Origin of the sequence: Nonomuraea sp. NBC_00507, from assembly GCF_036013525.1 — a bacterium.
In the GTDB taxonomy this organism is placed as follows: domain Bacteria; phylum Actinomycetota; class Actinomycetes; order Streptosporangiales; family Streptosporangiaceae; genus Nonomuraea.
On record NZ_CP107853.1, the window covers coordinates 4395472 to 4414904 of the forward strand.

Consider the following 19433-nt stretch of genomic DNA (forward strand, 5'->3'; position numbering starts at 1 on the left):
GTCATGGACTTCGCCTTTGACAAAGTCACCGAGGACCTGCGCGAGCGTCTGCTGCGCTTCATGGACGAATGCGTCTACCCCGCCGAGCCTGCCTTCGAGGGGCAGGCGGCGACCAGCGGCTGGAGCACGCCGCCGCTGATGTCCGATCTGAAGGACGAGGCCAGGAAGCGCGGCCTGTGGAACCTGTTCCTGCCGGGCGAGCATGGCGCCGGGCTGACGAACCTCCAATACGCGCCCCTCGCCGAGATCATGGGCCGGAGTCCCACCATCGCGCCCACCGCCACCAACTGCGCCGCGCCCGACACCGGCAACATGGAAGTGCTGTCGATGTTCGGCAGCGAGTGGCAGCGCAAGGAATGGCTGCAGCCGCTGCTCGACGGCGAGATCCGCTCCGCGTTCGCGATGACCGAGCCCGACGTGGCCTCCTCCGATGCCACCAACATCGCCACCTCGATCGTGCGCGACGGCGACGAGTACGTCATCAACGGTCGTAAGTGGTTCATCTCGGGCGCGATGAACCCGAACTGCAAGATCTTCATCGTCATGGGCAAGACGAATCCCGACGCGCCCACGCACCGCCAGCAGAGCATGATCCTGGTGCCCCGCGGCACGCCCGGCCTGCACATCAAGCGCGGCATGCGCGTGTTCGGCTACACCGACGCCGACCACGGCGGCCACGCCGAGATCGAGTTCCAGGACGTCCGCGTCCCGGCCGAAAACCTGATCGGCGAGGAAGGCGGCGGCTTCGCCATCGCCCAGGCCAGACTCGGGCCCGGCCGCATCCACCACTGCATGCGCCTGATCGGCATGGCCGAGCGGGCGGTCGAGCTCATGTGCAAGCGGGCGCTGGCCAGGACCACGTTCGGCAAGCCCGTCGCGCAGCAGGGCGTCGTCCAGGACTGGATCGCCGAGTCCCGCATCAAGATCGAGCAGCTGCGCCTGCTCGTGCTCAAGACCGCCTGGCTCATGGACACGGTGGGCAACCAGGGCGCCCACACCGAGATCCAGGCCATCAAGATCTCCACCCCGATCACCGTGGAGTGGATCCTCGACAAGGCCGTGCAGGTGCATGGCGCGGGCGGCGTCTCGCAGGACTTCCCGCTGGCCGCGCTGTGGGCTGGCGCCCGCTCGCTGCGCCTGGCGGACGGCCCCGACGAGGTGCACAAGCGGTCGCTGGCCTATCGCGAGCTCAAGAGGTGGATGTGAACGAGGCGGAGATCAAGGAGCGGGTCGCGGCGTTCCTCGGCGAGCACGATCCCGGCGGGGACCGGCTGGCGTTCCTGCGGGCGAGGTTCGACGCCGGGCTGGCCTGGGTGTGGTTCCCCGAAGGGCTCGGCGGGCTGGGGGTGGCCAGGGAGCTGCAGCAGGTCGTGGAGCGGGAGCTGTCCGGCACGCCGCAGATCAACACCGGTGTCCAGGGCATCGGACTCGGCATGGCCGCGCCGACGATCCTGGCGTTCGGCACGGAGGAGCAGAAGCGCCGCTTCCTGCGCCCGCTGTGGACGGGGGAGGAGATCTGGTGCCAGCTCTTCAGCGAGCCGGGCGCCGGGTCGGACCTGGCCACGCTCGCGACCAGGGCGGTCAGGGACGGGGACGAATGGGTCGTGGACGGCCAGAAGGTGTGGACGTCCGGCGCCCATCATGCGCGGTGGGGCATCCTTGTTACCCGTACCGACCCTGACGTGCCGAAACACCGCGGGATGACGTACTTCGTGTGCGACATGCACGCGCCCGGCGTCGAGGTGCGGCCGCTGCGGCAGATCACCGGCGAGGCCGAGTTCAACGAGGTGTTCCTCACCGGCGTGCGGCTGCCCGACGACCTGCGGCTCGGCGAGGTCGGCGATGGCTGGCGGGTGGCGCAGACCACGCTCATGAACGAGCGGGTCGCCATCGGCGGCGCGCCCGTGCGGCGCGGCGGCGGCATGGTCGGGCCCGTGCTCGACGCCTGGCACGCGCACCCCGAGCTGCGTACGCACGACCTGCACCAGCGGTTGCTGGCGCTCTGGGTGGAGGCCGAGGTCACCCGCCTGTCGGGGACGCGGCTGCGCGAGCAGCTCGCCGCCGGGCACCCCGGGCCCGAGGGATCGGGCATGAAGTTGTCGTTCGCCAAGCTCAACCAGGCGCTGTCCGGATTCGAGGTCGAGTTCCAGCGCGACCTGGGCTACGACGACTGGGCGTTCCGCCGCTCGGAGGACGTCGACTTCTACGGCCGCGGCCCCGGATACCGCTACCTGCGGGCCAAGGGCAACTCGATCGAGGGCGGCACGTCCGAGATCCTGCGCAACATCATCGCCGAGCGGGTGCTCGGCCTGCCCTCGGAGCCCCGCGTCGACAAGGACGTGCCCTGGAAGGACCTGCCGCGATGACACTCCTTTACTCCGAGGTCGAGGAGGAGCTGCGGGCGGCCGTGCGCGGGCTGCTCGCCGACCGGTGCCCGCCCGCCGCGGTGCTGAAGCGGATCGAGTCCGACCCCTATGACCTGGACCTGTGGAAGACGCTGGCCGGCGAGATCGGCGTGGCCGGGCTGCTGATCCCCGAAGAGCTCGGCGGCGCCGGCGCGTCGGCCAGCGAGGTGGCCGTCGTGCTGGAGGAGCTGGGCCGGGCGGTGGCGCCGGTGCCGTTCTTCACCAGCTCGGTGCTGGCCACCCAAGCGCTGCTGCCGACCGGGGACGCCCTGCTCGGAGAGCTGGCCGAGGGCCGGACGACGGCCGCGCTGGCGGTGTCGTTCGCGGCCTCGCCGTACCGGCCGCTGCGTGGCTCGTCGGTGCGGATCGAGGACGGGCGGCTGTCGGGCACGGTCACCGGCGTGGCCGGGGCGGACGTGGCCGACGTGCTGCTCGTGCCGGTGGACGGCGACCTGTACACCGCCGAAGGGGCGGCCGTGGAGCTCGTGCCGTCGCTCGACCTGACCAGGCCGGTGGCCACCGTCACGTTCGAGCGGGCGCGGGCCCGCCGCGTCGGGGCCTGCGACCTGGCCGCGGTGCTGCGCTCCGGCGCGGCGCTGCTGGCCTCCGAACAGCTCGGGGTGGCCGAGTGGTGCCTCGAGTCAACGCTCGCCTACGTCAAGGAGCGCCACCAGTTCGCCCGTCCCGTCGGCTCCTTCCAGGCGATCAAGCACCGGCTGGCCGACCTGTGGCTGGACGTGGTCAGGGCAAGGGCCGCCGCCAGGAACGCGGTCGCCGACCCTTCGCCGCTCTCCGTGGCCGTGGCCCAGTCATGGAACGCCGCCGTGGCCGTACACGCCGCCGAGGAGGCCCTGCAGTTGCACGGCGGGATCGGGATGACGTGGGAGCACCCCGTCCATCTCTATCTCAAGCGCGCCAAGGCCGCCGAGATCGCACTGGGCACGCCCGGCGACCACCGTGAGGCGCTGTCCTCACTCGCCGGCGTCCCCGGCCCCGAGTGAGGAGAGCAGCAGGTCGGCGAAGTGCCTGCCCACCTGGGCGCCGGTCAGCGGCCCGTTCGCGTGGAACCACGTGCCCAGGTGGTGCACCGAGCCGAAGAAGTAGTCCACGACCAGCTCGGCGGGCACCTTGTCACTGAAAACCCCCGTGCGCTGCCCTTCGGCCACCAGCTCGCGGAATCGCTCGTGGTAACGGCGGCGCTCGGCCCGCACGGTCTTCTGCGTCTCGGGCGCGAGCAGGTGCATCGACCTGAAGAAGATCTTGGAGTCGTCGAGGTTCGCGGTCGTGGTCTCCACGACGTCGGCCGCCGCCTTGTGCAGGCGCTCCTTCAGCGTGCCCGGGCTGTCGGCGATCTGCGTCAACCGGTCCATCTGCATGCGCAGCACCCGGGCGTAGATCTCGTGCAGTAGATCGTCTTTGGAGTCGAAATAGTGGTACATGGCGCCCTTGGTGACGCCGGCGGCTGATACGACCTCCTGTACAGAGGTGCCCTCGAACCCGCGCTCGGCGAACAAGCGGGTCGCCTCGGCCAGGAGCCGCTGCCTTACCGGTTCCTCTTTCACATGAGTCACGGACCTAGCATACCGACTGGTCGGTTACTGGCCTTGCTGGTTCGAATGGCGTCACCTTAGGCTTGCCTTGGTTCGCGGAAGGGTATCCCTTGACCGGCGAGGGATCTTCGGCGTGGCAGATCCTGTTTCACCTACTCATTCGGGGAGTTTGCCGTGCCCGGTGGCTCTATCTACGTGCAGCCAAGCGAGAAATACACAGGGAATTCCCCCCAGTGGTGGTATGAGAAGTTCTGGCGTGAAGATGCCCAGAACCGCCGCCGGGCGAGATACGTCAAGACGGCTGTGGGGTTCGTCCTGGGCGTGGCGCTGGCGATCAGGTTCGACCTCACGGGCGCCGCGCCGTTCATCGGCCTCCTCCTCGGCGGCCTGGTCGCCGGGGGCGACTGGTTCCTCGACTGGCGTTCGTTCCACGCGACCGCGGTCTGGCGTGGGGCGAAGCGCGGTGAGGTGATCACAGGAAGGCTCCTGCGCAGGTCGCTCGGCAAGCAGGGCTACAACGTGCTCGACGGCCGCGCCATCCGTGACCAGGCCTCCATCGACCACCTGGTCATCGGCCCGGCCGGCGTGTGGATCGTCGACAACGAGTCCTGGAGCCCCGACACCGAGATCGCCTGCTACGCCGGGCGGCTGTTCTTCGGCGAGAAGTACGGCTCCAAAGAGGCCAAGGCGCTGGTGGGAACCGCCGAGGCGTTCGCCGATCTGCTGACCCGCGAGACGGGCGTCCCGGTGACGATCTCCCCCATGCTCGCGGTCCACTGTGGGGACATGCCCAAGGGCGGCATCCTGGTGGCCGAGGGGCTCACGCTGCTCAAGCCCCGGCTGGCGGCCAAGGTGATCAAGGCGGCCGAGGGGCGGGTCTACACCGAGGAGCAGATCGAGCTGCTCACCCGCACGGCGGCCAGGGCGCTGCAGAAGGTCTAAGCCAGCGTTTCGATGAACGCGGTGAGCTGGGCGACATTGCGGCACTCGTGCATCGGGACGACCGTGCCGTAGTCGCCCGCCACCGAGTCGCCCGTGTCCCACTGCCGCCTCGGCTCGGGATTGAGCCAGTAGGCGTGCCGGGACCTGGAGACCAGATCCTTCAGCACGTCCAGGGCGGGCGGCTGGTAGTTCGAGCGGGCGTCGCCGAGGATCAGCAGTGACGTCTTGGGGCCGATCGCGTCGCCGTACCGCTCGGCGAAGCGCTCCAGCGAGTGGCCGTAGTTGGTGCGGCCGAAGCGCACCATGTCGGCCTCGTTCGCCAGCCTGGTCATCGCCTCGACCACGTCGGCGCCCGGCACGAAAAACCTGGTGATCTCGTCCACCGTGTCCACGAAGCCGAACGCCCGCACCTTTGTGAACTGCTCCCGCAACGCGTACGTGAGCAGCAGCGTGAAGTGCGCGAACGACGAGACCGAGTCGCTGGTGTCGCAGAGGATGACCAGCTCCGGCTTGTGCGGCCGGGGCGGCCTGAAGTGGGTGGTCAGCGGCACGCCGCCGCTCTGCAGCGAGGCCCGCATCGTCCTGCGGAAGTCCAGCCGCCCGCGCCGGCCCTTCCTGTGCTTGATCGTCAGCCGCGCCGCCAGGCGCCTGGCCAGCGGATAGACCTCCCTGCGCAGCCGGGCCAGGTCGGCCTTCGTGATGCGCAGGAAGTCGATCTGGTCGAGCGGGGGGCGGACGGTGGAGCGGGCGATGCGCTCGATCCCGGAGTCCTCGGCGATGCGACGGCGCACGTCGGTGGCGACGGCCTCCTCGAAGCGCCGGACACCGGCGTTGACCTGCTGGCGCACGGTCTTCTCCGCCAGGCCGCCGCGGTCCTGGCCGGCCAGGACGTTGCGGAGGATGCGGGCCATCAGGGTCTCGGGGGACAGGGCACGCATGATGCTGTAGGAGAACCAGCCCTGACGGCCGGGGCCGGCGGGCTGGCGTCCGAAGCGCTCGACCATGGCCTGGGCGAACTCGCGCATCTCCTGGTCGGCGCCGCCGGTCAGGAGGCTTGCGAGGTGCTCACGAAGGTCCTCAACCGACGCCTTTTCCGGATTTATCGTCTTATCCGGCCGCTCGGCGTACATGCCGGTTGTCGCCGCCGGGAACCACAGGTCGAACAGCACGTCGAACCCCGGCCGGTACGCGGGCTTCTTGACCAGCGTCGCCGCGTAAGCGGCGCGCAACGACTCCCGGTCGGCCAGCTCGATCACCCGCAACGCGTGCGCCGCGTCCAGCCCTTCGGCCACCGACACCGGCACCCCGGCGGCGCGCAACGCGTGCACGAACCCCACATGCCGATCCACGAGAGAGTCAGGCATCCGGCAACCCCAGCTCCTTGACCGCCCGCAGCTGATCGGAGGCGTGCTTGAGCACCACGCCCAGGGTTCCCGCGACGGTCGCCTCGTCCAGCTCCTCCCGGCCGAGCGCCAGCAGCGTGTTGGCCCAGTCCACGGTCTCGGCCACCGACGGCGCCTTCTTCAGCTCCAGCGCCCGCAGCGTCGCGACCGTCCTGGCCAGCTGCTCGGCCAGATCGGCCCGGATCGTGGGCACCTGGCTGAGCACGATGTCCCGCTCCCGCTCGGGGGTCGGGTACTCGAGGTGCAGGTAGAGGCAGCGCCGCTTGAGCGCCTCGGACAGCTCGCGAGTGGCGTTGGAGGTCAGCACCACGTACGGCCGGCGCGTCGCGGCGATGGTCCCCAGCTCGGGGATCGTCACCTGGAAGTCGGACAGCAGCTCCAGCAGCAGCCCCTCGACCTCCACGTCGGCCTTGTCGGTCTCGTCGATGAGCAGCACGGTGGGATTCGCCGACCTGATCGCCTTGAGCAGCGGCCGCTCCAGTAGGAATTCCTCGCTGAAGATGTCGTCGTCGGCGCTGGTGGCCTGGATCCTGAGCAACTGCTTCTTGTAGTTCCACTCATACAGCGCCCGGGCCTCGTCGAGCCCCTCGTAACACTGCAACCTGACCAGCTGGGCGCCCGTGGCCAGGGCCACCGCCTTGGCCAGCTGCGTCTTCCCGACGCCCGCGGGCCCTTCGACCAGCAGCGGCTTGCCCAGCGCCGCGGCCAGGAAAACCGAGGTGGAGATGGCGTCGTCGGAGAGGTAGTCCACGGCGGCGAGCCGTTCCGTCACGTCGGCGGGCGAGTCGAACATCGATGATCCTGTCTGCCGGGGCTCGGTGCCGAACTTTATTCTAGCCAGGCAGAGCTTTTGCCGCCCGGCCCGGCGTCAGGAGCCCGCCTGATACCGATTCGACCAGGATGAGGATCACCGGTATATTCCTCTGCAGGCGCCGCTAGCTCAGTTGGTTAGAGCAGCTGACTCTTAATCAGCGGGTCCGGGGTTCGAGTCCCTGGCGGCGCACCGAGAAGAAACCCAGGTCATGAACGTGACCTGGGTTTCTTTGTTGAGTGGCAGCAACCTGCGGACGCTGCGCCGAGCTGTCTGCCACTGGTCTGCCAATGCTCGCCAAGTCCGCGCCGTCTACTGGCGGCCGCCGGTTTGGTCATCTACTCCGCTGGTTGTAGAGGACCACTCTTCCTCAGGCGGATTTCAGCGCCCGACGCCGCCCGCCATTCTGAACCGGTACCTGGACCTGGGAGAGGCGATCGTGACGAAAACCCGTGGATTCCGGCTAGCCAAGCCGTGGCGCAAGGCGATCCTGATGATCCATATCTTGGCGTCGGTCGGGTGGTTCGGCCTTGCGACCGCGATATCCGTGCTGGAGATCGCGGCGCTGGGCATTTCCGAGCCGGCGACGTTGCAGGCGGCCTACCGCTTTCACGAGCTCTTGGTGGGGACCGTCGTCGTCCCGTCGGCGCTGACGACGGTCCTCACGGGGGTGGTCATCTGCTGGGGTACTCCGTGGGGGATGTTCAAGTACTACTGGCCGCCCGCCAAGCTGGTCGTCACAGTGGCGACGATTGCGGTGACCGTGGTCAACTCGCCGGACTGGATCTCCTTCGCCATCGCGAACGCCGATGCGCCGGGACCCGGCCTGGTCGAGGTCCAGCAAAGCCTCGTCGGTTTGGCCGCGCTGCACATCGTGGCTCTCGTGGTGGCCGCCTGGCTCTCGCTCTACAAGCCATTCGGCAAGATCAAGCCAACGGAGCGGGTGCGGTATGCAACTGGTGAATACCACCGCTGATCCACCTGCCCAGCGGGAACCTCGCCCCGACGGCGTAGCCCGGCACCCGAGCCTGATCGTGGCCGCCACCGGCTATGTCGCACTGACCATCGGCTAGGTCATCGCCAACCGATCCACCCCGCAACCGGGTGCCACCGACACCCAGGTGCTCCGCTACGCGCAAAGCCACGGCGGCACGATGACGCTGGGCGCGCTTCTGCTCATCGCCTCCGCGGTCGCATTGGTGCTGCTGGCGGCGGCCATGCACCAGCGATTGCGGGCGCTCGCCGCCACCACCGACGAGGCAGTCGCCTTCGCCGAATGGTCGTTCATCTTCGGCGGCCCGGCATTCGCCGCCACACTCGCCGTGCTGATCCTGGGCACCTCGACGGCAAGCGTTCGCCTCCCGCGCGCGATCAACGTGACCGGCCTGCCACCCAGTTGGCGCGCAGTCGTACTTGCCTATGCCGCGCCTCTGCTCGTGGCCGGATTTCCGATGCGATGACTGATTCCTGCGGCAACCAATCTACGTACCGTTCCACCAGTATCGATTCCCAAGGCCGCGCGACGGCCCGACCTCGGAAGTGAGACGACGATGGATCGTTCTTTCACCGCGTCAGTTTTCATCGGCACGAGCGTGGACGGCTTCATCGCCCGCGCTGACGGCGACCTCGGCTGGCTGATCAGTAGAGGTGAGGCCGCCGGCGGCGGGGATGGGTACGGCTATCCAGAGTTCATGTCCAGCGTGGACACCGTCGTACTGGGCCGCGCCACCTACGAAGCTGTCACGGCATCCGGTTGGTGGCAGTACGACGGCAAGAACGTGGCCGTCATCAGCAGCCGCCTACCCGCCGGCACCGACCCCCGCATCACGGTTTACCGAGACCTGGACCAGCTCATCGCCGGCCTGGCCGACCGCGGAACCAAGAGCGTCTACGTGGACGGAGGACAGACCATCCAAACCTTCCTCCGGGCGGGCCTGGTCCAGCAGATCACCATCACCCAGGTTCCCGTCCTGATCGGCTCCGGCCTCCCGCTCTTCGGCCCGCTGGACGCCGACATCTCACTCACGCACCTGTCCACGAAAGTGCTCAAGGCGGGTCTCGTCCAGACGACGTACTCCGTCGAGTGAAGCGCTCCGACTTCGCCGTCCTGGTTCCCCTGAAGCGACGCGACGCTGGCGCCACGTGCCCACCCGTGCGATCCGTCGCTTCAAGGCCTGTTCGTAGGTGTCTGACCGGTTGACGGAAGCGTGGCGAGCTCGCGTCGAGAGGCGACGTCGAGCTTGGGGAACGCGTTGTAGAGGTGATGGCTGACGGTTCGCGGGCTGATGAGGAGCTGGGCGGCGATGTCCCGGTTGGACAGTCCCCGGGCGGCCAGCTGCACGATCTGCAGTTCCTGCGGGGTGAGGCGGGAGAGCAGCCCGGGCTGCGAACGCCGGTTAAGGGTGAGTCCGGTCGCGTTGAGCTCGGAACGCGCCCGCTCTCCCCACGGGCGGGCGTTGATGCGGTCGAACATCTCTGCGGCCGCGCGCAGGTGGCCTCGTGCCTCGGCCTTGCGACGCGCGCGGCGCAGCCACTCTCCGTAGAGCAGCTCGGTGCGGGCGTGTTCGAACGCCCGGCTGTCCTGTTGATGGAGGCGGAGGGCGGCACGGTAGTGGTCGTCCGCGTGTTCGTCGGGTGCGAGCAGCGCCCGGCAGCGCTCGACGAGAGCACCGACCGAGGGTTTGCCCACCTGTTGATTGAGCGCCTCCAGGCGCCGGTGCGCCGCGGAGGCCCGCTCAGGAAGCCCGAGCCGTACGGCGACCTCGACCAGATCGGGGACGCTGTGCCGGCCGGGCAGCTGGTAGCGGGCGGGGCTCTCCGCGACGGTCTCCAGGTGCCGCAGTGCGGGCTCAGGACGGCTGTGGGCCAGGTCGAGCAGGCCGAGGGCCCAGCCGGCCCGGTGGATCCCCGGCGAGTAGATTCTCGCCCCGGCGTCGGTACGCGCATCAGCGGCGGCGGCGCGGCAGCGTTCCTCGTCTCCTTCCACGGCGGCAAGGTAGGCGAGCACGCTGCTGGCGAGGCTGAGCCACGGACGTTGGCCGATGTCACGGGCGATGCGCACCGCCTCACCCGCGCTGGTCGCCGCGTCTCGATAACGGCCGAGCTGAACCTGGGAGATGGCCAGGTGATACAGGGCTTGGGGAAGGAGGCCCACCCGACCCATGGCCCGGCTGTCGGCGACGACCTCCGCCGCCAGGTCGTGGGCTTGCGTATCCACCCCGGCGATCAGTCCCAGCCCGCAGAAGTGCAGCAGGTCGTGCGGGCGGCCAACATGATTCCTCCGGGCGGCCGTTATCACTTCCGCCATCGGCGGCAGGTGTTCTGTGGGGCGCCCGACCGAGAGCGAGATGATCCAGTTCTGGATTTGATGGAGCGGGACCAGCGGATCATCGGCGTGCAGCCGTACCGCATCCAGGCGCTCGGCGGCCTGGGAGATCAGCTCGCCGTCTCCCGCGAACCAGGCATTGGCCACCATCTCCATCAAGATCTCCATCGTGCGCTGGGGACTCTGCGAGATCTCCTCGGCCAGTAGCGCATTCGCGGCACGGAATGACCCCTGGCCGGCGTGTGCCGACGCGAGCACGCGGACCAGCCGGCTGCCGAGGAGTGGGTCGCTCGCGCCCGGTCGTGCCCGCTCGGCCAGGTCACTCGACCAGGCCAGTTCACCCGCTTCCGTGGCGGCCTCCGCCGCACAGGTGAGTAGCCGCGCCCGCTCGGCAGGCTCCTTGGTCAACTGGGCCGCCCGTTCATAGGCGGCCGCCGCGGCCGCGTGCCCGTTTCGTTCGCCGGCCTGTACGGCTGCGCGTTCCAGCTCGACGGCGGCATCCTCATCCTGCCCGGTCACGGCGGCAGCGAGATGCCATGCCCGCCGGTCGGCACGGTCGCTGCCGACCAGCGCGTCGGCCAGTGCCCGATGTGCGGCCAGGCGTTGATCCAGCGACGCCTCCTGGTACACGGCCGCGCGAACCAGCGGGTGACGGAACCGTAGAGTCCTGGCGTGCTGGTCCAGCCGGATCAGCTCGGCCTCCATCGCGGGCTGCAGCGCCCCGACGGTCTCGCGGGCAGCCTCTAGCAAGATCGTCAGATTGCCCGTGTCGTCCGCGGCGGCGACCAGCAGGAGTCGTTGCGTCACCTCCGGCAGCCGTGCGACCTGGCCGTGGAAAGCGGCCCGCAGGCGGCTGGTCAGTGGGAGCAGGCCGCTCGAGGTGTTCCCGTCCAGGGCGATCGGCAGTTCGATGAGCGCGAGCGGGTTGCCACCGGCCTCGCCGAGCGCGCGGGCCCGCACGTCGGGGGCCAGCGCCGGGGCGTGCTCGTCGAGAAGCGCGGCCGCATCCTCAGCCGCGAGCCCGGTCAGGCGAATCGCGGCAATCCCGGGTGCGGGGAACGGACGCTCACCGTCCCGTGCGGCGAAGATCACGGCGACCGACTCGGCGTCCAGACGTCGCGTCGCGAACAGCAGCGCCTCGGCCGAGGGCCGGTCCAGCCATTGCGCGTCGTCGATCAAGCAGAGCAACGGCCGGTCCTCGGCGAGCTCCGACAGGAGCGACAGGACGGAGAGCCCGACGAGCATGCGGTCTGCCGGTACGGCAGGGCGGAGGCCGAAGGCGCTCTCCAGCGCCTGCCGCTGCGGCTCGGGCAGGTTCGGCAGCTTGTCGAGTGCTCCCCGCAGGAGCAGGTGGAGGCCCGCGAACGGCAGCTCCACCTCCGATTCGATCCCGGAGCCCCGCACCACCTGCATGCCTTGGGCGGTGCCTGCCGCGTGCTCCAGCAGTGCGGTCTTCCCGATCCCGGGTTCACCGCGAAGGATGAGGCTGCTACTGAGCCCGGCACGCGCGTCCAGGAGCAACCGGTCGATCGCCGCCACCTCGGCGGATCTCCCGTGCAGCTCCATGACCGACCACATTTCCGATGCGATGTCCGATGCCTCGAAACATGCATCCTACGTACCGTCTCGAGCATGTCGTTCGGGCAAGGAGACATCCTGGTCATCGGCGGTACCTGGAAGACCGGCCGCCGGATCGTCAGCCGCCTTCGATCACGCGGGCTGCCGGTCCGCGTCGGCTCTCGCTTCGCGGATGTGCCGAGGCCGTCGCCGAGATCGCCGAGGCGGACACAACGCCCATCTCGCCTACGGGCGCCGGTTTCGCCCAATCCACCTGCACCATCGAAAGGATGGGAACTCATGAAGTTCGGGCTCTCTCTCCCCACCGGGGGACGTTACGCGTCACCCGAGGCGATCGCTCAGATCGCCGAAGGCGCGGAACGCATCGGCCTGAGCTCGCTATGGACGTTCGAGCGACTGCTCTCTCCGACCGGACTGGTTTCGATGGGCGGCCAGGAGTTCCCCATGATGGAGCCCTACAACACGGTCTACTCTCCATTGGAGGTACTCGGCTTCGCGGCCGCCAAGACCAGCAGGATCCGGCTGGGCACCAGCATCATCAGCGCCCTCCTGCACAACCCGGCCGCCCTCGGGCGCAGCTTCGCAACCCTGGATCGGCTCAGCGGCGGCCGGATCGTGGCCGGTCTCGGCCAGGGCTGGATGCGCGAAGAGTTCGAGGCGGCCGGGGTGCCGGTGAGCCGTCAGGGAGCGGGGTTCGCGGAGTTCGTCCAGGCCATGAGGGCGGCCTGGGGGCCCGATCCGGTCTCGTTCGACGGCCGTTTCTTCAAGATCGCAGAGTCCAGGCTCAATCCCAAGCCCGTCCAGGACGGCGGTCCGCCGATCGTTGTCGGCGCGGTCGCTCCCATCTCGATCAGGCGGGCCGCGAGGCTGGGGCTTGGGTTCAACCCGGTGCTGATGTCCTGGGAGGCGTTGGAGGAGGCGGTCACCACCTTCCGCGAGGCGGAGAGCGACCCCGGCTCGTTGCCCGTCGTCGTCCGGGTCAATAACTCGCTCAAGGACCGGCCCGTCGACGATCGCCCGCCGCTTGGTGGCTCGGCCGACCAGGTCGCCGAGGACCTTCACCGGCTCCGGGCCCTCGAGGTCGACGAGGTCTTCTGGTCGATGGATTACGACCCCGTTCCGCCTGACGCCCAGCTTGAACGCATGACGGAGCTCCTGAAGATCGTCTGAGTCGAGGCCGGCGAGGACGCGCAGGCCGTTCTGCCGGCGCGGGAGCACCGGCCAGACGTCGCCCTACACGATGTCAAGATGCCGCTGTCCGAGGATATCCAGGCCACCCGGCAGATCGCCGCCGCCGGTGCCGGTCTACCAGCTCAAGATCTCCCTGGCCGCCGCGATGTGGCGGCGGGTCCTGTTGCCGGAGAAGTACTCGCTCGGCCGCCTGCACCAGGTCATCCGGGTGCTGTTCGGCTGGTCTGGCCACCACCTGCATGTGTTCAACGTGGGCAGGCGCCGCTACAGCGCCCCGTTCGCCCGGCTGGAGGAGTGCGGGGACGAGGATCTATGCCACCTGAAGCGGGTGCTGCCCGCCCCCGGTCGACGCTGTCGTACACCTACGACCTCGGTGACTGCCCCCTCGGGAGGACGATGTGGACGAGTGACCAGATCCCTGGCTCAGGCTTCCGGTAGTTCCAGGTTCCAGTGCGCGAGTCCGGACCCGTTCGTCACCCGTGCGCTCGATCACGGCATTCAAGAGTAACCGGCCGATGTCAGGACTCCTCTGACTTATCGCGGATGCCGGCAGCGTCTGGACGGCGTCCAGGGTGCCGTCGCGCCGAGTTCGGGAATAGGTGGGAGTCGATCTCCCGCAGGCACTCGACGTGGCGGGGCGCTCATGGGTTTCCTGAAGAGCGGGATGTAACGGAGCGCAGTGACTAAGGTGCAATGTGTGAAGTCCTTCAATACCACCGGCCCGTGCCGCGCGAATCTCCATTACCAGCTGGATCCGCTGGCGCGTCTGCCGAAGGTACGCCGGATGATCAAGGAAGAGAAGTTCTTCGTCGTGCACGCCCCCCGGCAGACAGGGAAGACCACCACACTGAAGGCCTATGCCGACGTTCTGACGGCCGAGGGTGTGTATGCGGCGGTCTACGCGTCCTGCGAGACCGCTTCCACCGAACAGCCGGGCGCCGCCTCGCCGGAGGACCGGATCCTGGCGACGATCGCGGAAATGGCAGCCGAGGCGCAGCTCCCGTCCGAATGCCTCCCGCCGGAGCCGTGGCCGCAGGCCCCTGAGGGCACCAAGCTGCGCCGGGGGCTGCGCGAGTGGGCGCGCCGCTCTCCCCGTCCTGTGGTGCTCTTCCTGGATGAGATCGACGCGCTGTCCGGCGACCATCTGGTGAGCGTGCTGCGGCAGTTGCGTGATGGGCACAACAGCCGCCCTGCGGCGTTCCCGCAGAGCGTGGCGGTCTGTGGGATGCGTGATGTACGCGACTACAAGGCCGCCTCGGGTGGCAATCCGGAGCGGCTGGTCTCCTCGTCCCCCTTCAATATGAAGGTGGGGATGCGGGTCCCGGACTTCACCTTCGATCAGGTGGCCGAGCTGTACCGCCAGCACACCTCGGCCACCGGCCAGGAGTTCGCGCTCGCGGCGGTGCAGCGTGCCTTCGAGGCAAGCCAGGGGCAGCCCTGGCTGGTCAACGCCCTGGCCTACGACATCATCAGTGAGCGCGGCATCACCGGGCCGGTCACCGATGAGCTGATGGACGAGGCGGTCGAGCGGCTGATCCGGCAGCGCGAGACCCATCTGGACTCGTTGGCGGCCCGGTTGCACGAGACGCGGGTGCAGCGGGTCATCGAGCCGATGCTCGCCGGGCTGACCGTGCCGTCCGAGAACATCGCCGTCTACAGCGACGACGTGCGTTATGTGCAGGACCTGGGGTTGGTCGCGCCAGGCAAGCCGCTGCAGATCTCCAACCCGATCTACCAGGAAGTGATCACCCGGGTACTCGCGGCGAAGGTCGAGGACCAGGTCGTGCTGGAGCCGCGTAGCTTTGTCGCTGCCGATGGGCGGCTGGACATGGCCAGGCTGGTAGCGGAGTTCGCGGCGTTCTGGCGCAAGGACGGGGAAATCCTCACGGTCGGGCAAGGCTATACCGAGGCCGCCGCCCAGTTGGTCTTCATGGGGTTCCTGCACAGGGTCGTCAACGGTGGCGGCATCATCGACCGTGAGTACGCGCTGGGCCGGGGGCGGATCGACCTGTGTGTCCGCTGGCCGTATCGCGATGGGGAGGGCAAGCGGGTCTGGCAGTGGGAGGCGGTCGAGCTCAAGGTCCACCGCCCGGACCGCCCCGACCCGGTCGTCGAGGGCCTGGCCCAGCTGGACCGCTACCTGGACCATCTCGACCTGCGCACCGGGCTCCTCATCGTCTTTGACGTACGGCGGGACGCCCCGCCCGCAGCCGAACGCACGACCGTGACGACCGCCACCACGCCCTCCGGCCGGTCGGTCACCGTGCTGCAGGCCTGAGAGACTGTCAGCGTGACGGACGTGGTCGACATCTTCACCGACGGCGCATGCCGCGGCAATCCCGGGCCAGGCGGCTGGGGTGCCGTGCTGCAGTACGGCAACCATGAGCGGGAACTGCACGGTGGCGAGGGCCCGACCACCAACAACCGCATGGAGCTGTTGGCTGCGATCATGGCGCTGGAGACGCTGAAACGGCCCTGCGAGGTCCGGCTGCACACCGACAGCACGTATGTCAGGAACGGAATCACTTCCTGGATCGCCAGGTGGAAGCGCAACGGGTGGCACACTGCGGCCAAGGAGCCGGTCAAGAACGCCGACCTGTGGCAGCGGCTCGATCAGGCTGCCGACAGACACCAGGTCGAGTGGCTGTGGGTCAAGGGGCACAACGGCCACCCCGGCAACGAACGGGCGGACGAACTGGCCCGACGGGGTTGCGACGAGGTCGTGAGCGGGGGCGGTAGGTCAAGGTGTAATGCCGCACTCCACGGCGTGGCGCAGGCGGCATCCTGACGCGCCATCGCTGTGCGGCGCCGCACAGCTTCTTCCACAGAATGTGGTTCGGACCACATACGGCTGGACAGGCCTCACTACGGTCCCCGCATGGGAAAGAAGCGAAGGCGGAAGCCCCGCCATGGCGCTGCCATCGGTATCGCGTTGCTCCTCGACGAGCTTGACCTCGCCACCATGGCGTCCTACCCGTCATTTGAGTTCGGCGCATACGACGAATATCTGGCCGCATGCGAGCAGAGCATGCGCTCTATGCTCCAAGCCGGCCACAGCGTCAGGGTCGAGACCTTCATCCCGGCCGAATACGCCGAATACTGCCAGGCGGAGCAACTGCCGCCCGACTCGGCTGCGAGCAGGGCCCTCTACGCTGCGGCAGTGTGCGATGAGGGCGAGCCCTTCCGCTATCGGGGCGAGCCCATCGCTGAACTCGTGGCCTCGCTCGCGCATCGAGAACGACTCAGGACACTCAGCATCCGGACAATGGACCTGCTGGACCCTCTGCCCTACGGGGCAGTGCTGGAAGCGGAGGAATATGCCGCCGACCTGCTCGCATGGCTCTGGACCCACGCGGGTTCCGGCTCGCACATCTTCACCTGCCACGTGAGCGACAGAGCGCACGATCCCCTGGAGCTTGTGGCCGAGGTGGAGCTCCGGAAGAACACGATGAGAGCCGTAGACGCGGAGATCACGGCCTTGTCCTTGATGCTGAGCTTCGCCCGGGCGGTCAAAGCCGAGGGCAGCATCGTCATGCGTTCCTTCACCTCCAGAACCGATCCTGACAATGGCTTGCCTGTGAAGATCGTCCGAGGCTGGGCCATCGTGAAAGGGGCGCTCCGTCCCCTGACGGCCACCGAGATCATGAAGGCCTCCCGTACCGACCCCCGCACCGGAGACCCTCTGCCTCCCGAGCCCGCAGTGGAGTACGCCGACTCCCACGAGCCGTTCGAACTGTGAGTCCGTGAAGGGATGCCCGTTGTCGTGTCAGCGCTGCCGCTGTTCCCGCTCGGGCGGGGCGGGCAGTTCCCGCTTCGGGGCGAGGTAGACCGAGGGCCGGTCGGTGGAGATGACGGCGCGCTCGAAGTTGACGGCGGCGCCCTCGGTCGGCTTGATGTTGAACAGCTGGCCCAGCGACTGCGAGCTCGTCGCCAGTGTGCCGCCGGCCACCGCCAGGAAGCCGTACAGGACCTTGGTCTTCTGGGCGATCATGGCGTTGGTCAGCATGGTGAGCCTGGCCAGCATGATGTCACCCGCGACACGCAGGTGAGGCGTCAGTCGCATGGCCTGACAGGCGAGGAGGTAGCCAAGGACGGCGGCCGCAAGGACGCCGATCTCCATCCAGTAGAGCGCGTAGGCATCGCGTACCTGGTCGACCTGCCCTTCCATGGTGTAGCAGAGGCCGCTCAGCTTCTGCAGGTCGCCGGAGAACAGGCTGGTGGCGTTGAGGAACGCCTCGCGGTCGTCGGCGATCCAACCGGCCCTGGATAGGAAGACGGCGTTGCCGATGAGGTTGGGATACTCCACCTCCAGGGCCTTGGCCAGTGAGTTCCAGTTGGCCTTGGCGTCGCCCATGCCGGGGACGTTCGCCAGCGCGGTGGTGGCGATCGTCACGCCGACCATGATGCCCGGGGCTGATCTCGCGGCCAGCTTGAGCTCGTCGAGTGCGGCCTTGGCGTGCAGCAGGGGATAGGGCATGGGTGGGATCCTCCTGTCACTGGTAGACCACGGTGCTGGCGTCCTCGGCGTCCCGCCAGTTCTTCTTGATCGTCTCGAGGGCGTCGATCCACTTGACGACGGTGTCGATGGCGTCGTCGGCGTAGTTCTTGACGTCGTCGCGCACGCCGTCGTACTTGCCGATCAGGACGAAGCCCAGGGTGCCGAAGCCGGGGAAGGGCACGTCGGTGCTGTCGACGGAGCTCTTGAGGCGCTCGAGGCCCGGGATGACGTACTCGCGGAGGTTTCGCTGGATGTCGGCGATGGTCTTGGAGGTGATGTGGATGTCCTGGGCCATGATCTCTCCCCCGCCGCGCTCGCAGTTTGCGGATTACGAAACATCTACTTAACGCGGAATGAGCGTATCGAGTATTTTGATCAAAGTCAGGAGTGATCGTTGATGCGGTAGTCGCGGAGGGGGCCGCTGGTGCTCGATCCTGGTGGTATCGGACCTGATGATCTGGAAAGGGTGGCCAGGGAGGCGGAGCAGGCCATGCGGCGGCTGGCCGACCTGCAGGAACGGCTCGGCGCGATCCGCGGCACCGGCACGGCCGCGGGCGGGCAGATCGTTGTGGGGGCCGACAGCTCCGGCCGTATCGACTCGATCGAGCTGAACCCGCGCGTGATGCGGATGGCCAGCCAGGACCTCGCCGAGGAGCTGCTACGCGCGGTCAACGCGGCGCAGGACGACTGTGTGCGGCAGACCCGCGACCTGGTCTCCGACACCGGCGTCGACCCGTCTGTGGACGAGGCCGCGTTCGAGGCCATGGAGCGCCGGCTGACGGACGCCCACGCCGCCTTCATGAGGGAGATGGAGGGTTACGGACGCTCTCGGTGAGCCGCGGCGGCGCAAGCTCGAGCGCATCGAGCCGAGTGCTCTACGGGAGGTTCCTGCGCGGGCGGCGGCGCAGCAGGAGGCCGGTGGCGGAAGCGAGGATCACCAGGGATCCGGCCAGCATCAATGCCCGCCCGTCCGGCCCGGCCTCGCCCCCGGCCCCCGTATCGACTCCTCCCTCCGGGGTCGCGGTGGTCGTGACGGTGGTCGTCACCTCTGGGGTCGTGGCGTCGCTCTCGTCCTCGTCGTCCGTGGTTTCGTCGTCGGCCGTGTCGGTGGGGGAGGAAGTGGGGGTTGTCGCGCCATCGGATTCCCCGACGGCGAGCGGGTACTGCGTGAGAGCGGACTTGTTCTTGACCTCGCACTCGATCAAGGGCTCCTGAGGGCTGGGGCCGATGTTGATGGCGGCGGCGTGTACCTCGCCCTCGCCCGTGCCCGGCGGTGTCGTCGTCAGGTTGACCGTGGTCGTGGGGAGCGGGATGGGCTGGCCTGGGGTGATCGTGCCGAGCTGCCCCACGCCGGTGGCCGAGGTCAGCCGCGGGATTTTGCTGATGCCGGCGTACGCGTACAGCTTGAGACCGCCGTCCAGGCCGGTCGAGGGTGCGCGGAGCTCGGCTCCCGCCACATAGGTGCCGCGCCAGCCGATCGTCAGGTTCTCCCCAACCGCGGCACGCGCGGGGACCGTCAGTTCGACGTTGACCTTGACCTGCTGCTTCTGGCCTGTGGCTGTCGTGGTGCACTCGTAGTCCACGACGCTCGCCGCGGGGGCGGGTAAGAACTGCAGGGCGATGATCGGGACGACCAGGTGGACGCGCACGGCGAGCCCTCCTTTGTGGCAGATGAGGCACCAGAGGAAATGATGGTGGAGAGACGAGGTTGACACGAATGTCCACATATG

The 19433-nt window shown here is 68.4% G+C and carries 20 protein-coding genes and 1 tRNA gene; 14 read left to right on the top strand and 7 right to left on the bottom strand.

Annotated features, from left to right (window positions below; all coding sequences use genetic code 11):
- Positions 1-3: 3 nt before the first annotated feature.
- From OHA25_RS21810 to OHA25_RS21820, 3 genes are read left to right on the top strand one after another with little or no spacing between them, the layout of a single operon-like run.
- Positions 4-1206, top strand: a complete 1203-nt coding sequence (locus tag OHA25_RS21810) for an acyl-CoA dehydrogenase family protein (RefSeq protein WP_327589339.1) — start codon at positions 4-6, stop codon at positions 1204-1206.
- Positions 1203-2366: an acyl-CoA dehydrogenase family protein gene (locus OHA25_RS21815; RefSeq protein ID WP_327589340.1), complete on the top strand. Its 1164-nt coding sequence runs from the start codon at positions 1203-1205 to the stop codon at positions 2364-2366. The genes OHA25_RS21810 and OHA25_RS21815 overlap by 4 nt, the downstream gene beginning before the upstream one ends.
- Complete coding sequence (locus OHA25_RS21820; RefSeq protein WP_327589341.1) at positions 2363-3406, top strand: acyl-CoA dehydrogenase family protein; 1044 nt, start codon at positions 2363-2365, stop codon at positions 3404-3406. Before OHA25_RS21815 ends, OHA25_RS21820 begins: the two co-directional genes overlap by 4 nt.
- Here OHA25_RS21820 and OHA25_RS21825 read toward each other — a convergent pair.
- Entirely contained in the window at positions 3377-3976 is a 600-nt protein-coding gene (locus tag OHA25_RS21825) for a TetR/AcrR family transcriptional regulator (RefSeq protein WP_327589342.1), read from the bottom strand. The two genes, OHA25_RS21820 and OHA25_RS21825, sit on opposite strands and share 30 nt — an antisense overlap.
- 153 nt (positions 3977-4129) lie before the next feature.
- On the opposite strand from OHA25_RS21825, the gene OHA25_RS21830 reads away from it, so the two are divergent.
- Positions 4130-4897, top strand: coding sequence for a nuclease-related domain-containing protein (locus tag OHA25_RS21830; RefSeq protein WP_327589343.1), 768 nt, complete (start codon positions 4130-4132; stop codon positions 4895-4897).
- On the opposite strand, the gene OHA25_RS21835 is transcribed toward OHA25_RS21830, so the two are convergent.
- On the bottom strand, positions 4894-6261 hold the full coding sequence (locus OHA25_RS21835; RefSeq protein ID WP_327589344.1) for a vWA domain-containing protein: 1368 nt from the start codon (positions 6259-6261) through the stop codon (positions 4894-4896). The two genes, OHA25_RS21830 and OHA25_RS21835, sit on opposite strands and share 4 nt — an antisense overlap.
- Complete coding sequence (locus OHA25_RS21840; protein WP_327589345.1) at positions 6254-7093, bottom strand: AAA family ATPase; 840 nt, start codon at positions 7091-7093, stop codon at positions 6254-6256. The genes OHA25_RS21835 and OHA25_RS21840 overlap by 8 nt, the downstream gene beginning before the upstream one ends.
- A 136-nt stretch (positions 7094-7229) precedes the next feature.
- Here OHA25_RS21840 and OHA25_RS21845 point away from each other — a divergent pair.
- From OHA25_RS21845 to OHA25_RS21860, 4 genes are all read left to right on the top strand, one after another.
- Positions 7230-7303 (top strand) — tRNA-Lys (locus OHA25_RS21845).
- Between the two features lie 19 nt (positions 7304-7322).
- Positions 7323-8087, top strand: coding sequence for a hypothetical protein (locus tag OHA25_RS21850; protein WP_327589346.1), 765 nt, complete (start codon positions 7323-7325; stop codon positions 8085-8087).
- Between the two features lie 145 nt (positions 8088-8232).
- Positions 8233-8571, top strand: coding sequence for a hypothetical protein (locus tag OHA25_RS21855; protein WP_327589347.1), 339 nt, complete (start codon positions 8233-8235; stop codon positions 8569-8571).
- Between the two features lie 90 nt (positions 8572-8661).
- On the top strand, positions 8662-9198 hold the full coding sequence (locus OHA25_RS21860) for a dihydrofolate reductase family protein (protein WP_327589348.1): 537 nt from the start codon (positions 8662-8664) through the stop codon (positions 9196-9198).
- A gap of 80 nt (positions 9199-9278) precedes the next feature.
- Here the strand turns inward: OHA25_RS21860 and OHA25_RS21865 are convergent, their stop codons facing one another.
- The gene (locus tag OHA25_RS21865) at positions 9279-12002 is read right to left on the bottom strand and encodes an ATP-binding protein (protein ID WP_327589349.1); all 2724 of its coding nucleotides are present in this window, start codon (positions 12000-12002) and stop codon (positions 9279-9281) included.
- A gap of 291 nt (positions 12003-12293) precedes the next feature.
- Between OHA25_RS21865 and OHA25_RS21870 the strand changes: the two genes are divergently transcribed.
- The 5 genes from OHA25_RS21870 (at position 12294) to OHA25_RS21890 (ending at position 16944) form a co-directional block, all read left to right on the top strand.
- Positions 12294-13184, top strand: coding sequence for a TIGR03619 family F420-dependent LLM class oxidoreductase (locus OHA25_RS21870; protein ID WP_327589350.1), 891 nt, complete (start codon positions 12294-12296; stop codon positions 13182-13184).
- A 127-nt stretch (positions 13185-13311) separates the two neighbouring features.
- Positions 13312-13713: an IS1096 element passenger TnpR family protein gene (locus OHA25_RS21875; RefSeq protein WP_327589351.1), complete on the top strand. Its 402-nt coding sequence runs from the start codon at positions 13312-13314 to the stop codon at positions 13711-13713.
- Positions 13714-13902: 189 nt separating this feature from the next.
- Positions 13903-15483 carry an AAA family ATPase gene (locus OHA25_RS21880; protein ID WP_327589352.1) on the top strand — a complete coding sequence of 527 codons (1581 nt, stop codon included), beginning with the start codon at positions 13903-13905 and terminating at the stop codon, positions 15481-15483.
- 12 nt (positions 15484-15495) lie between these two features.
- Positions 15496-15993, top strand: a complete 498-nt coding sequence (gene rnhA / locus OHA25_RS21885; protein WP_327589353.1) for a ribonuclease HI — start codon at positions 15496-15498, stop codon at positions 15991-15993.
- A gap of 90 nt (positions 15994-16083) precedes the next feature.
- Positions 16084-16944: a hypothetical protein gene (locus OHA25_RS21890; protein WP_327589354.1), complete on the top strand. Its 861-nt coding sequence runs from the start codon at positions 16084-16086 to the stop codon at positions 16942-16944.
- 27 nt (positions 16945-16971) lie between these two features.
- Here the strand turns inward: OHA25_RS21890 and OHA25_RS21895 are convergent, their stop codons facing one another.
- Complete coding sequence (locus OHA25_RS21895) at positions 16972-17682, bottom strand: hypothetical protein (RefSeq protein ID WP_327589355.1); 711 nt, start codon at positions 17680-17682, stop codon at positions 16972-16974.
- A 16-nt stretch (positions 17683-17698) separates the two neighbouring features.
- The gene (locus tag OHA25_RS21900; RefSeq protein WP_327589356.1) at positions 17699-17998 is read right to left on the bottom strand and encodes a hypothetical protein; all 300 of its coding nucleotides are present in this window, start codon (positions 17996-17998) and stop codon (positions 17699-17701) included.
- A 171-nt stretch (positions 17999-18169) separates the two neighbouring features.
- On the opposite strand from OHA25_RS21900, the gene OHA25_RS21905 reads away from it, so the two are divergent.
- Positions 18170-18538, top strand: a complete 369-nt coding sequence (locus OHA25_RS21905; RefSeq protein ID WP_327589357.1) for a YbaB/EbfC family nucleoid-associated protein — start codon at positions 18170-18172, stop codon at positions 18536-18538.
- A 40-nt stretch (positions 18539-18578) separates the two neighbouring features.
- Here the strand turns inward: OHA25_RS21905 and OHA25_RS21910 are convergent, their stop codons facing one another.
- Positions 18579-19352, bottom strand: coding sequence for a hypothetical protein (locus OHA25_RS21910; RefSeq protein WP_327589358.1), 774 nt, complete (start codon positions 19350-19352; stop codon positions 18579-18581).
- Positions 19353-19433 lie beyond the last annotated feature (81 nt).

Excerpts from the sequence above, each read along its gene's own strand:
- OHA25_RS21810 (WP_327589339.1), top strand. The coding sequence starts at position 4 with ATGGACTTCGCCTTTGACAAAGTCACCGAGGACCTGCGCGAGCGTCTG.
- OHA25_RS21835 (WP_327589344.1), bottom strand. The coding sequence starts at position 6,261 with ATGCCTGACTCTCTCGTGGATCGGCATGTGGGGTTCGTGCACGCGTTG.
- OHA25_RS21840 (WP_327589345.1), bottom strand. The coding sequence starts at position 7,093 with ATGTTCGACTCGCCCGCCGACGTGACGGAACGGCTCGCCGCCGTGGAC.
- OHA25_RS21850 (WP_327589346.1), top strand. The coding sequence starts at position 7,323 with ATGAACGTGACCTGGGTTTCTTTGTTGAGTGGCAGCAACCTGCGGACG.
- OHA25_RS21870 (WP_327589350.1), top strand. The coding sequence starts at position 12,294 with ATGAAGTTCGGGCTCTCTCTCCCCACCGGGGGACGTTACGCGTCACCC.
- OHA25_RS21865 (WP_327589349.1), bottom strand. The coding sequence starts at position 12,002 with ATGGAGCTGCACGGGAGATCCGCCGAGGTGGCGGCGATCGACCGGTTG.
- OHA25_RS21820 (WP_327589341.1), top strand. The coding sequence starts at position 2,363 with ATGACACTCCTTTACTCCGAGGTCGAGGAGGAGCTGCGGGCGGCCGTG.
- OHA25_RS21890 (WP_327589354.1), top strand. The coding sequence starts at position 16,084 with ATGGGAAAGAAGCGAAGGCGGAAGCCCCGCCATGGCGCTGCCATCGGT.
- OHA25_RS21895 (WP_327589355.1), bottom strand. The coding sequence starts at position 17,682 with ATGCCCTATCCCCTGCTGCACGCCAAGGCCGCACTCGACGAGCTCAAG.
- OHA25_RS21900 (WP_327589356.1), bottom strand. The coding sequence starts at position 17,998 with ATGGCCCAGGACATCCACATCACCTCCAAGACCATCGCCGACATCCAG.
- OHA25_RS21860 (WP_327589348.1), top strand. The coding sequence starts at position 8,662 with ATGGATCGTTCTTTCACCGCGTCAGTTTTCATCGGCACGAGCGTGGAC.